General features: G+C 45.1%; 13 protein-coding genes and 1 tRNA gene. 11 read left to right on the forward strand and 3 right to left on the reverse strand.

What is annotated here, in order from left to right:
- The first annotated feature begins 218 nt into the window (after positions 1-218).
- The 8 genes from H735_RS03010 to cobA all read left to right on the forward strand — a co-directional run bounded on the left by H735_RS03010 (position 219) and on the right by cobA (position 9368).
- Positions 219-292: transfer RNA gene (locus H735_RS03010), tRNA-Cys, on the forward strand.
- 427 nt (positions 293-719) lie between these two features.
- Complete coding sequence (locus tag H735_RS03015) at positions 720-1166, forward strand: hypothetical protein (protein WP_005440991.1); 447 nt, start codon at positions 720-722, stop codon at positions 1164-1166.
- Positions 1167-1292: 126 nt separating this feature from the next.
- Positions 1293-2645, forward strand: a complete 1353-nt coding sequence (locus tag H735_RS03020) for a sensor domain-containing diguanylate cyclase (protein ID WP_080641609.1) — start codon at positions 1293-1295, stop codon at positions 2643-2645.
- A 68-nt stretch (positions 2646-2713) separates the two neighbouring features.
- Positions 2714-4195, forward strand: coding sequence for a nucleoside hydrolase (locus H735_RS03025; RefSeq protein ID WP_020196840.1), 1482 nt, complete (start codon positions 2714-2716; stop codon positions 4193-4195).
- Positions 4196-4475: 280 nt separating this feature from the next.
- Complete coding sequence (gene nirB, locus H735_RS03030; protein ID WP_020196841.1) at positions 4476-7040, forward strand: nitrite reductase large subunit NirB; 2565 nt, start codon at positions 4476-4478, stop codon at positions 7038-7040.
- A gap of 13 nt (positions 7041-7053) precedes the next feature.
- Entirely contained in the window at positions 7054-7377 is a 324-nt protein-coding gene (nirD, locus tag H735_RS03035; RefSeq protein ID WP_005387969.1) for a nitrite reductase small subunit NirD, read from the forward strand.
- A 177-nt stretch (positions 7378-7554) separates the two neighbouring features.
- Positions 7555-8403: a formate/nitrite transporter family protein gene (locus tag H735_RS03040; protein WP_005427050.1), complete on the forward strand. Its 849-nt coding sequence runs from the start codon at positions 7555-7557 to the stop codon at positions 8401-8403.
- A 206-nt stretch (positions 8404-8609) separates the two neighbouring features.
- A complete protein-coding gene (gene cobA, locus H735_RS03045; RefSeq protein WP_020196842.1) occupies positions 8610-9368 on the forward strand; it encodes a uroporphyrinogen-III C-methyltransferase in 759 nt (252 codons plus the stop codon).
- A 21-nt stretch (positions 9369-9389) separates the two neighbouring features.
- Here cobA and H735_RS03050 read toward each other — a convergent pair whose 3' ends face one another.
- Positions 9390-9830: a DUF4174 domain-containing protein gene (locus H735_RS03050; RefSeq protein ID WP_005440978.1), complete on the reverse strand. Its 441-nt coding sequence runs from the start codon at positions 9828-9830 to the stop codon at positions 9390-9392.
- Between the two features lie 120 nt (positions 9831-9950).
- Here H735_RS03050 and H735_RS03055 point away from each other — a divergent pair, with 120 nt between their 5' ends.
- Positions 9951-10442 carry a LabA-like NYN domain-containing protein gene (locus tag H735_RS03055; protein WP_020196843.1) on the forward strand — a complete coding sequence of 164 codons (492 nt, stop codon included), beginning with the start codon at positions 9951-9953 and terminating at the stop codon, positions 10440-10442.
- 99 nt (positions 10443-10541) lie between these two features.
- On the opposite strand, the gene H735_RS03060 is transcribed toward H735_RS03055, so the two are convergent.
- Positions 10542-11873 carry an anaerobic C4-dicarboxylate transporter gene (locus tag H735_RS03060; protein WP_009705346.1) on the reverse strand — a complete coding sequence of 444 codons (1332 nt, stop codon included), beginning with the start codon at positions 11871-11873 and terminating at the stop codon, positions 10542-10544.
- 349 nt (positions 11874-12222) lie between these two features.
- A complete protein-coding gene (locus H735_RS03065) occupies positions 12223-12411 on the reverse strand; it encodes a DUF2986 domain-containing protein (RefSeq protein WP_020196844.1) in 189 nt (62 codons plus the stop codon).
- Between the two features lie 72 nt (positions 12412-12483).
- On the opposite strand from H735_RS03065, the gene H735_RS03070 reads away from it, so the two are divergent.
- Positions 12484-12993, forward strand: a complete 510-nt coding sequence (locus H735_RS03070) for a GNAT family N-acetyltransferase (protein WP_020196845.1) — start codon at positions 12484-12486, stop codon at positions 12991-12993.
- 84 nt (positions 12994-13077) lie between these two features.
- Positions 13078-13473 (forward strand): nitrous oxide-stimulated promoter family protein, encoded by a 396-nt coding sequence (locus H735_RS03075; protein ID WP_020196846.1) that lies wholly within the window; start codon positions 13078-13080, stop codon positions 13471-13473.
- Positions 13474-13475: the final 2 nt, after the last annotated feature.

Here is a 13475-nt window from a genome sequence, read left to right on the forward strand (position 1 = left end):
ATCCGTGGACCTCGGTTCGACTCCGGGAGGCGCCTCCATTCGATAGAGTGAGTACCATCGCATCTCATTATCGAATGTGCGATTAGGTTGGTGTGATTATTTAAATGATTTGAAGCTGATTTAGCTTCTGGCAAGTTTGAATAGAATCTTTCACAACGACCATCGAAAGGGCAATCCCTTACGAAAACCTCAATGTTTCATCTTAGAAGCAACAAAATGGCGCCTTGGCAGAGTGGCTATGCAGCGGATTGCAAATCCGTGGACCTCGGTTCGATTCCGGGAGGCGCCTCCATTATCTTTCCTCGTAACTCAAACATCTTTGTTCCTAAATCAAACCAGAAGCTTCAATTCAGACCTCTGACCATTCAAGAACTTCAGCAAAACTAACTTCTTAAAATTTCGAAAATAAGTGCATTTCATCGCTATTTACCGACGTAAGTTCGACATAAGCCTCATTTTACACTTCTCATCACTCTCGTTAGTTCCCAAAATGCACATTCAACTCTATTAACAGAACGTTGTTAATTATAAACTGAGTGCATTACTAGAATCTAATTGATAACATCATATATAACGTTTTGTTAATATATAACATTTTGATTTTAGCTCAGGATGAGCCCATTTTGTTTTAGGGAGAAGTACACGTGTTATGTCATTTAAGCAGGCGATTCGTAGCCTTATTGTTGGGTGCTACGTCATTTACTGCTTTTGCCGCATCTATGGCTAGCTATCCGGAAGGGTGGCAGGAATGGCCAGTTGTTAAAGAGTCACAAAACCTACCTGCAGACACGATTCTGCCTCCAGACACCTCATTGTTTATTCAAGAATCCGTTCGTGCTTACAGTTGGATTAATAACGGACAAGGATCACCGCTTACGATCCGTGTGAACCCGAAAAAGATTGAACAGTACAAAACCCATGGTCCATATACAGATGGTCCTACTGCTGTCGCTATTTCTGAGGTCGATGGCATTGTTTGGGTAACAGAACACATCGGTGGTATGGCGATTTATGGAAGTTACGATCGTCAAGGCAAAGATATTAGCCACACACATCCCTCATTAGAGCCTTCATTTTGCCAAAGTTGCCACACTACGTATCAAGACATTTGTATTAATGGTACGTGTGCAGAGCCAGTTTTAGGCGTTTATAAAGATAAGCAGTAGTTTATTGTGAGTAATCGAGTTTTCGGCTGGTTGACGATTAACCAGATGCTATTTGTTTCGCATTTGGTGTTGGTTCTGTCCATCATTCTAGGTCTGTCTTTCACGCGCTTTCAAAGCGAATGGAACATGCGTATTGAGCATGCCGCTACTATGGCGAAAACTCATCTCTCTTCTCAAATGACTTTCCTTTCTGGATCGATTGCGGGTCGCAATTACGCTAACTTGATGATGCCATCGACTAAGGCCAATTTGAGCGCGATAGACGATCTGCTCTTTATCGAAATTTCCGGCGTTTCCGATTACAAAACCCAGACAGTTGCGGTCCGTTACTTGGCGGAGTCCAATCAGGTGTGGCGTATCGATGTGAGCGACCTTGAAGTCAATGTCTTGAAAGACCAAAAGGGCAACTTAGTTCGAATGTTGTCCATGACGCCAGAAAAAGACGAGATCAAGCGTAATAAGCTGCAATATTTGATAAACAAGACCAACGTTGATTTAGAGGCGTTGCAAGCGAGTCAGCTACTCAATCGTAATACTGAACTGCCTTGGAATAAGGACTATCTGCGCCAAACGGATTTTTACTACGATTCGACACTGTCGGTACTTCACGTCTGTTTACCGCTACGCAATATTAATGGCGGCTACATTTGGGCAGTGCTAGACGCAAGTGACCTAGATACTATTAAGGTCACCTTGATTAAAGAGCTGATCAACGAAGCCTTGATTGCCGCGCTTATTTCAATGGTGTTGATCTACATGGTGACAATGTGGATTGTGAGTCCGCTTAAACGCTTGTCTCAATCAATGAAAAAAGACATTGAGAAGATCGATCAATCACACATCCCGGAGATCAAACGCTCGGATGAAATCGGCGAACTGGCTCGTTCATATTCAAGCTTAATTACCAAAATTAAGAACCAATTAAGGGTGCTTCGCCAGCAAACTGATACCGATACCTTGACCGGAATCGGCTCGCGCTATTTGTACAAGCGTAGTGCGCCTGTTTTTGTTCATGAAACCCTGAGTAACATGAAGTACGCCTGTTTCGTCTTGTGTGATATCGATAATTTCAAAAAGTTTAATGATACTTACGGGCACATCGAAGGGGATAACGCCTTATGTGATGTCGCGGAAGTCTTCCGTTCTCATTTAGGTAAAGACCAGCCCTCGTTTCGTTTAGGTGGCGAAGAGTTTGCTTTGCTTGTCTATGGCAATACGTTAGAGGTGTTGAACTCCAAAGTTGAACACTTAAGACAAGCGGTCGAAATCCTCGCCATACCACACATCAAAAACCTACCTTCTGAAGTCGTAACGATTTCGGTTGGAGCGGTTCCACTAACCCGCGCTATGTCTCATCCTAACTTGAACGACTGTGAGAAAGCACTTGAGCGGGCCTTTGAAGTTGCCGATAAGAACCTATACGCAGCAAAAGATAAAGGACGAAACGTTGTCATTATGGCGGAACCCATCACGCTGTAGATTTTAGTTTCATTGCATTTAATTCGGCCACTCGGCCATTTAAGACCAAAGAAGAGAAAGGAGTCTCGATGCACAACATCGGAGAGGATAAGCATACCTGTCGCCCACAAACACGCGTCTGGGTTGATACAGACATCACCATAGGTCACCACGACGGCTTTAAGCTGTGTGATGTTGACGATGGCTACGCGTTAGGGTTATTACTCAGAAGCCAAGAAGTCGACATCGTTGGCGTGAGTTCAACACTTGGTAATTGCGATGACATTAATGTTACTACGGACATCGCTCGCTCTTTTATTAGCAAATTTGGTCCAACTTACCTCAGCGTTTCTCAAGGAAGCGCCACTTACTTTGATTCTGCCAAAGATATTCCACAAGCAGTCCATGATCTGGCTGCTGAGTTAAAGCAAGAACCTCTGACTATTCTCGCTATTGGTGCACTTACCAACATCGCCTTATTGATTCGTCATTTTCCTCAACAGGCCAAAAACATAGAAAAGGTAGTTTGTGTTGCAGGCAGGCGAAGCACCGAGCAGCATTTTGTTGCTGGAAAGCGTCAGCCAAGGCCGTTTCGTGACCTGAACTTCGAAGTGGACCAAACTGCATTTCAAGTACTCCTTGATAGCGATGTTCCGGTGACTTTAGTCCCGTTTGAAGCCTGTGCTCAAGTTTGGGTCGATTTTAAAGAACTTCATAAGATGAGCCATGGCAGTAGTCTTAGTCACTTCTTAGAGTCGCATTCCATTGTATGGTGTACTGAGTGGGAAGTGGTGTTTGGTTCTAAAGATGGGTTTATTCCTTTTGATATGGTGGCCGCGGCCTATGTGGTGAATCCAGGGTGGTTTGTTTCTCACGCTTGGAAGTCCAAGGTGGAGATCGCAGCAAGTGATACGGACAAACACAAAGAGAAAGCTTATCTGGTTTGCAACGAATCAATAGAGCAGGGACGAGAAGTCGACTATGTGGTTGAAGTATCGCCAGATGCTGAACCGGAACTGCTTAAGCGTTTAGCGGAGCGTGATATTGGCGCATTTGTACTTGGTTTATCTCATATAAACGTCATTGTCGACGATGTTGATACCGCGGCTGATTACTACCAGCGAGTACTTGGTTTTGAACGCGCACTTGATGCTCAGGGGCAAAAGATGGATTACCGCGGCGTGAGTATGGCCGAGTTTAACCAAGATGCGGGTTTAGCTGGACAAGACGTTGTCGTTGACGTGCTGTTTGTGAAGCATCCTTATGCGTCGGTTTATCTGGAGCTGATGAAATACCATTCGCCTGTTGGGGCGGCGGCTATACCACCTCAACCGAGAACCTATGATCTTGGTGGTCCTCGCCATATTGCACTCGAAGTTTCCAACTGTGGTGAGGTATTTCGATACTTAAAACAGCAAGAGGGGGTCACTATGATTGATGAGTCCAAAAGTTACCACCCAGAAAAATTGAATGGCTTCCCGATCACCTTTTTCTATTGGATAGACAAATACGGTATTCAATGGGAGATGGAAGAAGGGCGTAGAGTAGGGACATCACGCGGCATTATTTAACGTGACCCTATAAAATCCACTTAAATGTGATTAAAAAGCAAGCGGTTATTCGCTTGCTTTTTCTTTGTTATGAAGAAATGTGACAAATATGTTGAGTTCATTTCGGCTGGATTACATGAATTTTGTTTAAATTACGAAAGCAAAGGTTTAAACGCTGTTTAAAAACTGCTCCTACCCCTTTAGGGTAGTTTAATTCCGTAATTGATTTACATCATGTATTAATTTTCTTTCACAATTAACAATGCGCTCAGTGATAAGAACCTAACCCTTAGGAAGTACAATGAGCAAGTTGAAGCTAGTAGTCATCGGTAACGGCATGGTAGGCCACCGTTACATTGAAGACTTAGTCGAGAAAGCTGATATGTCTAATATGGACATTACGGTTTTCTGTGAAGAACCTCGTGTCGCATACGACCGTGTGCACCTTTCCTCTTACTTTTCTCACCATACTGCAGATGAACTTTCTTTAGTGAAAGAAGGCTTCTACGAGAAACACGGTATTAACATGCTGATCGGCGAACGCGCGATTAACATCAACCGTGAAAACCGCATTGTTTACTCAAGCACTGGTCGCGAAGTTCAATACGACAAGCTGATACTTGCTACTGGCTCATTCCCATTTGTTCCACCTATCAAAGGTCACGAAAGCAAAGACTGTTTTGTTTACCGTACTATCGAAGATCTTAAAGCGATCGAAGCGTGTGCGAAGAAGAGCAAATCAGGCGTTGTTGTCGGTGGTGGTCTGCTAGGTCTTGAAGCAGCAGGCGCATTGAAAGCTCTGGGTGTAGAAACGCACGTTGTAGAGTTCGCGCCAAAGCTAATGGCTGAGCAACTTGACCTTGCTGGTGGTAACCAACTTCGTCAAAAAATCGAGCGTATGGGCGTGAACGTTCACACCAGCAAAAATACGCTTGAGATTGCGGCAGAAGGCACAAACGCACGCAACGTTATGCGTTTTGCTGACGGTTCAGAGTTAGAAACAGACTTCATCGTATTCTCTGCAGGTATTCGTCCACAAGACAAACTAGCACGCCAAATGGAGCTAGAAGTGGCACCTCGTGGCGGTGTTGCTATCAACGACCATTGTCAAACTTCTGATGAGAACATCTACGCGATTGGTGAGTGTGCGTCTTGGAACGGAATGTTCTACGGCCTTGTTGCTCCTGGCTACAAGATGGCGACAGTTGCTGTTGATCACCTACTAGGTAACACAGAAAGCAAATTCGAAGGCGCTGACATGTCTGCGAAGCTGAAACTGTTGGGCGTGAAAGTAGGTTCAATTGGTGACGCGAACGGTCGTACTGAAGGCTGTAAGAGTTACGTTTACCAAAACGAAGAGCAAGAAGTTTACAAACGTCTTATCGTTTCTGAAGACAACAAGAAACTGCTTGGCGCGGTTATGGTTGGCGATACGTCTGACTACGGCGACCTGCTTCAACTTATGTTGAACGAAATCGACCTACCAGAACACCCAGATGCGTTGATCCTTCCTGCACACGCAGGCGCTGAGAAACCAGCACTAGGTGCAGACGCTCTACCAGAAAGCGCAGTGATTTGTTCATGTTTCGACGTGACAAAAGGCAAGATCGCACAAGCGGTTGCTGATGGTCACCACACATTGGGCGACATCAAAGCAGTGACTGGCGCAGGTACAGGCTGTGGTGGTTGTATTCCTCTAGTGACGTCTGTTCTAAATGCTGAGCTTGCTAAATCGGGTATCGAAGTGAAGAACGACGTGTGTGAGCACTTTGCATACTCACGCCAAGAGTTGTTCCACCTAATCCGCATTGAAGAGATCAAAACGTTTGATGAGCTTCTAGAGAAATACGGTAAAGGTTACGGCTGTGAAGTTTGTAAACCACTGGCTGGTTCTATCCTGGCTTCTTGCTGGGGTGAGCACATTCTTAAGCCACAACTGGTTAAGCTGCACGACACGAACGATAACTTCCTAGGTAACATCCAAAAAGACGGTACTTACTCTGTTATCCCACGTATGGCGGGTGGTGAAGTAACACCTCAAGCATTGGGTGCGCTAGCGAGCGTTGCTGCAGAATACAACCTATACACCAAAGTAACCGGTGCTCAACGTATTGGTCTGTTCGGTGCTCAAAAAGACGATCTTCCAGAGATCTGGCGCAAGCTTATCGATGCTGGCTTCGAAACAGGTCAAGCGTACGCAAAAGCACTTCGTATGGCGAAGACATGTGTGGGCTCTACTTGGTGTCGTTACGGTGTTCAAGATTCTGTTGGTCTAGGCTCTTACATCGAGAACCGTTACAAAGGCATTCGTACACCTCATAAGATGAAGTTCGGTGTTTCTGGCTGTACTCGTGAGTGTGCGGAAGCACAAGGTAAAGACCTTGGCATTATCGCGACTGACGCAGGTTGGAACATGTACGTATGTGGTAACGGCGGTATGAAACCTCGTCACGCAGACCTACTTGCAAGTGACCTAGATAAAGAAACGCTGATTAAGTACATCGACCGCTTCATGATGTTCTACATCCGTACTGCTGCGCCACTACAACGCACATCAGTTTGGATGGAAAACATGGAAGGTGGCGTTGACTACCTACGCGAAGTGATTGTTAACGACAAGCTTGGCATCAACGCTCAACTAGAAGCTGACGTAGCGAAGCTTGTAGACGAGTACGAGTGTGAGTGGACTGCAACCATCAACGACGAATCACAACTGACTCGTTTCGCGCACTTCATCAACTCTGACAAGCGCGATGACAACGTTGTGTTTGTACAAGAGCGTGAACAGCACCGCCCAGCAACCTTCACGGAAAAACATCCTGAAGCGAAAGGCGACATCCTACACGTAGCGATCACTGAAGCATAAGGGAAGGTTGATTATGTCATTTGAAAAGATTTGCCAAATCAGCGACATCGTACCGGGCACGGGTGTTTGTGCACTGGTTGATGGTCAGCAAGTTGCGGTATTCCGCCCAACACAAGCAGAGGAAGTGCTGGCGATCAGCAACACTGACCCGTTCTTCCAATCAAACGTACTTTCTCGCGGTTTGATTTGTGAGCACCAAGGCGAGCTTTGGGTAGCAAGCCCACTTAAGAAGCAACGCTTTAACCTGACAACAGGTGCGTGCATGGAAGACGAGCGTTTTAGCGTGAAAGCGTACAAAACGCGCGTAACCAACGGCGAAGTAGAAATTTCTGCATAAGCTTGGTTTCCATTCCCTCCTCTAAGGGGGAGGGAATGAACCCAAATCTAGATTTAATAGGTAAAGGCTTTCCGTGGTTCATCTGCGGGGACAGGGAAGCTAGGTGTTACTCAGCGGCAAGCCTTTCTCTATTCAATCTTTAATTTTTAACTTTCACTTTTGAATAAGGACACATTCATGTCTACTGATTATAAGCCTGCAGAATTCGTTCAAACCATGATCAACGTGGGTGAAGCGAAAACCAACACTAGCACTCGCGACTTGTTACTTCGCGGTACTATGGCGGGTATCATCCTATCGCTAGCCGTTGTTGTTGCTATTACCACTATGGTTCAAACCGGTATTGGCATCGTAGGTGCGCTTGTCTTCCCAGTTGGTTTCGTGATTCTAAGTGTGATGGGGTACGACCTAGTAACCGGTGTTTTTGGTCTAGCGCCTCTAGCTAAGTTTGCAAACCGTCCTGGTATCACTTGGGGTCGTATATTCCGTTGTTGGGGTCTTGTAGGCTTGGGTAACCTTATCGGTTCTCTAATCGTCGCTTACCTTGTGGCTATCTCACTAACAGGTAACTTCTCTCTAGAACTGAACGCAGTAGCGAAGAAATTTGTCGCTGTTTCTACCGCGCGTAGCCTTGGTTTTGAAAACATGGGTATGGACGGATGGATCACGTGTTTCGTACGCGGCATCTTCTGTAACCTAATGGTATGTCTAGGCGTTATCGGCAACATGACAGCACGTTCAGTATCTGGTCGCGTAGCAATGATGTGGTTCCCAATCTTCATCTTCTTCGCACTAGTATTTGAGCACACAGTAGTAAACATGTTCCTATTCCCACTAGGTATGATTCTAGGTGCGGATTTTGGTATCGCGACTTGGTTGAACTTCAACCTTATCCCAACCATCCTAGGTAACATTGTTGGTGGTCTAGTAATGACTTGTATTCCACTGTACCTAACTCACGCTAAAACTGCGCCTTCTATCAATGCTGAAGAAGAAGTAAAAGCACAACCTGCAATGGCTAAATAACCATTAACGGGTAATTCGCTTAATATGGTCCCGCTTCTGGATGGGCGGGACTATTCTCTAACTAGATTTCAATTTTTAACTTTCACTTTCGCGACATATTTTATTGGTTTAGCTATAAAAAGTAATAACTCCTTAGAGTGGTTTTAGCCCTAAGTGCATAACGCGAGTGTTACTTTTTATATCTAAATTTTTCGATAGGCGTTGATATGACTACTGCTCACTCATCTTTAAACAGCGGCTTTGTTTCTCTTGTTGGTGCAGGTCCAGGTGATCCTGATTTGCTCACAGTAAAAGGCTTAAAAGCCATTCAAGCGGCTGAAGTTGTGGTGTACGACCGATTGGTGTCGAAAGACATTCTTGAATTGGCTCACGCATCAGCAGAGATGATCTACGTAGGTAAAAAATTGGACTTTCACTGTGTGCCTCAAGACCAAATCAACCAAATTTTGGTGCTGAAAGCACAAGAAGGTAAGCGTGTTGTACGTCTGAAGGGCGGTGACTCATTTATCTTTGGCCGTGGTGGTGAAGAGCTAGAAGAACTAGCGGAATTTGGTATCAAATACGAAGTGGTTCCGGGTATCACAGCCGCAGCGGGCGCAACGGCTTATGCTGGTATTCCATTAACACACCGCGACCATGCGCAAAGCGTTCAATTCATAACTGGTCACGTACAAAAAGATGGTCGTGAGATTGAATGGCATTCACTGGCGCAATCCAACAACACGCTTGTGTTCTACATGGGTTTAAAGCAAAGCGGCCATATTATGGATAAGCTGATCACTCACGGCTTAGACCCTGAGATGTCATGCGCCATTATTGAAAACGGTACACGCCCAGAGCAGCGCGTGTTTCAAGGAAAGTTGAACGAGCTATCCAGCATGGCAGAGCAAGCCGTGAGCCCAGCATTGATTGTGGTTGGTAGCGTTACACAGCTTCACAACAAATTAGATTGGTTCGGCAAGTAGCCGAAGACTTAATCTTAAGCATTAGATCGCGCAAGGGCTGCGTTTCTGCTGCATCTCTCTTTTACGCATTGGCATTTCATCAATTAGATTGTTGATGAATTGCCAATCGGTCTTCGCTCCCCAGCGGTGTTTCTCTTCACCATCTTTACCTAATAGAATCGCCGTGTGTTGGCCTTGTTTCACTTCGTAAAGTTTGGCCAACATTTTCAAATCAAACTCTTCTTTAAGCCATGATGGTTGCGTGTAACCGTCTTCAGCAATAACGAGCGTAATAACGTCACGGTCTTCTAGTTCACATTCATTCATCAGTGCTTCAAGCAAAAACTGCTTAACATGATCGTCATTGGCAGGGGCGAAATACAGCACGCTACGGTGCGGCCAATACTGAGAGTGCGCTGGATATCCAAATGCAGCACTTGATATGAGGCATGAAAGCAACAGGGCAATGGTCGTCTTGTTCATGGCTTCACTCCTTGAAACTCGAATATCAAGTTATACGATAAGTTTAGTGGAATTAGCTCATTGTGCTTTGAGCCAAAGTGGCATAGGGTATGCGACAAACAAATAAAGCGTATTAAGAAGATGAATTCGGATAGCAACAAACAAAAGATCGCAATCTTGGTCGATGTACAAAACGTGTACTACACCTGTCGTGAAGCGTACCGCAGCAATTTTGATTACAACCAGTTTTGGTATGTTGCGACACAAGGGAAAGAAGTGGTGAGCGCACGAGCTTATGCTATTGCGAGTAACGACCCTAAGCAGCGTCAGTTCCACCATATTCTTCGTGGTGTTGGCTTTGAGGTGATGTTGAAACCTTACATTCAACGCCGTGACGGTAGTGCGAAAGGTGACTGGGATGTGGGTATCACCCTAGATGCGATTGAGATTGCGCCGGAAGTGGATGAAGTGATTCTGGTATCCGGCGATGGTGATTTCAGTTTGTTGGTGGAACGCATTCAGCAACGCTTCAACAAGAAAGTTACTGTCTATGGCGTACCAAGGCTAACTTCCCAAACCTTGATTGATTGCGCGGACCATTTTGTTGCTGTCAATGACGACTTTCTTCTTTAAGTTTTGCTTGCGCAATAAACAGATAAAAGAAAAGGGCGAGTCACTTCAGGCTGTGCGCAAACGTACAATGACTCGCCCCTTATTTCTGATTTAGATGATTTACGAAGGAATGATCATTTGCCCTAGCAAGTAACCCAAACAACACGCACCAATCACACCGATTAAACCCACAGACATGAATGAGTGGTTGAAGTACCACTTACCAATCTTAGTTGTACCTGAGGTATCGAAGTTCACAGTCGCGATATCTGAAGGGTAGTTTGGAATAAAGAAGTAGCCGTAAACCGCTGGCATCAAGCCGATAAGCAGCGCTGGCTCCAAACCTAGACCTAAACCGACTGGCAACATCATACGCGCTGTCGCTGCTTGAGAGTTCACCACTACAGATACGATGAATAGCGCAAGCGCGAACGTCCAAGGGTAGTTGGTTACCATCTCTACGATGCCGGATTTAAATTGAGGCATAGCGTATTGGAAGTAGGTATCTGACATCCATGCAATACCGAAGATAGCAATCGCCGCCACCATACCTGATTTGAACACTACGCCATTTGGTACGTCGCGAGGATCGGTCTTAGTTGCTAGCAAAATGATACCGCCGAAGCAGAGCATCATCATTTGAATCACAACGGCCATACTGATTGGTTTTGCACCTTCAACGATGGTACGAACCTCTGGCCACATCGCAATAACGACAATCACAAGAATCGATAGAATGAACAGTAGAACGGAGTTACGCGCACTAGACGGTAGCACTTCATCCAATGATGTCGCGGTTGTGTTTAAGATCTTGTCACGCCAAACAGGATCTTTTAGGCGCTCTTGGTACTCTTCATCGTCTTCTAACTCTTTACCGCGTTTTAAGCTGTATAGAGACATCAACAAGGTACCGAACAAGGTTGCTGGCACGGTAACTAGCAAAATAGAAAGTAGGGTGATCTCGTGTTGGATATCAGACAATTGCGCAAGGTAGTAAACCACAGCTGCTGAAATTGGTGACGCAGTAATGGCGATTTGAGAAGCAACCGATGCTGCAGCCATTGGACGCTCAGGACGAATGCCGTTTTTAAGTGCAACGTCGCCAATGATTGGCATGATAGAGTAAACCGCGTGACCAGTACCTAGTAGGAAGGTCATAAAGTAAGTCACGAACGGCGCAATAAGCGTGACGCGTTTAGGATTCTTACGTAATACGCGTTCTGCCACCTGCAACATGTATTTTAAGCCACCTGCGGCTTCAAGAATGGAGGCACAAGTCACCACCGCGAGGATGATCAGCATTACGGTCACTGGTGGAGACGTTGGAGGCATCTTGAAAATGAAAACCTCAATGACTAAACCAATACCAGAAACGACACCAAGACCAATGCCGCCATACCGTGAGCCGATATACAGCATCACGAGCAAAAACAGAAACTCAAGATACAACATGTTTAATTTCCTTATTAGAAACAGGGACTTCTATTGTTTCGATATTGAAGGAAAAAATACTTAGCCTTGTTCACATTCCGTTTTATAAGAAACAGCAATGTCCAATAATTGGGAATAACTCACGCTGAGCCGTGTCAGTGTTAATAGTGGTTTGAAAGGGTGTTGAAGGAATGTTTGAATCGTCGTCAGCTAAGGTTACAGCGGTCCATTTTGGTGCAAGGATTTTCAGTGGTTTTGAGCGCTTTTTGGCCTAGATGATAATTTAAACGATAGGTGTTAGATTTTCAGGTGACTCAATGCCGAGTTAACCTTGGTTAAAATAAAAAAGCCGCGTTATGCGGCTTTTCTTTTATGCTTCGTCAGTTGTTTGAGCTTCTTCACTCACTTGCGAAGTTTGCTCAGCGGCTTTTTCTTCAGCTTCCATCTTCGCGCGCTCTGCTTTTGAGATATAGCGAGGCTTGTTGCTCTTATGAAGCTTTGCATTTTGTTTTTTCAACTTCGCTTTTAAGATCGAATTGATTTTCTTCTTGCGGTTCATGGTGTTGGTCCTTTAATTTAGCGGGGCAGGATAGTGATTTTTCCACCAAGTTACAAGCCTAATGGATCCCTTATGAAAACACTTATTACAGAACGCCTGACACTTCGTCTTGTTAGTGTAGAAGATGCGCCGTTTATTTTAGAACTCTACAATCAGCCTGACTTTTATCGCTTCGTCGGTGACAAGCAAATTCGCACCTTGGAAGAAGCAAAACGCTACATTCAAGACAACATGTTAAGGATGCAAGAACTCAAGGGCGTCAGTTTGCTGGTGGTAGAAACCAATCATGATAAACAACCTATAGGTATTTGTGGTTTGGTCAAACGCGACACATTAACGGCGTTTGATATTGGTTACGGTTATCTACCTAGCGCTTATGGCAAAGGCTACGCAAAAGAAGCAGCGAGTGTCGTGGTCGATTTTGCTCGGGACGAGATGAACATAGAAAACTTGGTCGCCATCACCAATAATGACAATAATCGTAGTATAAGTTTGCTAGAAAAATTGGGTTTTCAGTTTGAACGTGTCGAGCAGACTTACGATAATGGCCGTACATTGCAACTCTATACCATGAAGTTGTGACCCGATAAGCGGTAACTAAAGCTTTTTGGTTAGTGCCTTATTGTTAAGGTCTCTGAGCCAAAACTGCTTTAGATTGAGGAAAGAATGAGCGACATTTTATTAGGCAAACTCGCCACAGAATTTAAAACCGTTAAAGCGATGGTGGAGGTTTACTGTAAAGACCACCACGGCACCAAAGGTGAGTTGTGCGCGGAATGTCGTGAATTATTAGAGTACGCGGAAGTGCGGCTTGATCGTTGCCCTTACGGAGAAGACAAGCCGACTTGCAACAAATGTCCGATTCACTGTTACAAGCCAGAACCTAAAGAACAAATGCGTTTAGTGATGCGTTATTCAGGGCCGAGAATGTTGCTTAAGCATCCAATCTTGGCAATTCGACACTTGATGCATGAAAAGCGCGAGGTGCCTGAAAAACCTGCTGCCAATGCGTCGAATCGCCACAAACGGATGAGTGCAGAGCGCGAAGCTAAGAAATCCTAGCC

The sequence above is a fragment of the Vibrio owensii CAIM 1854 = LMG 25443 genome, from assembly GCF_000817815.1.
Lineage (GTDB): Bacteria > Pseudomonadota > Gammaproteobacteria > Enterobacterales > Vibrionaceae > Vibrio > Vibrio owensii.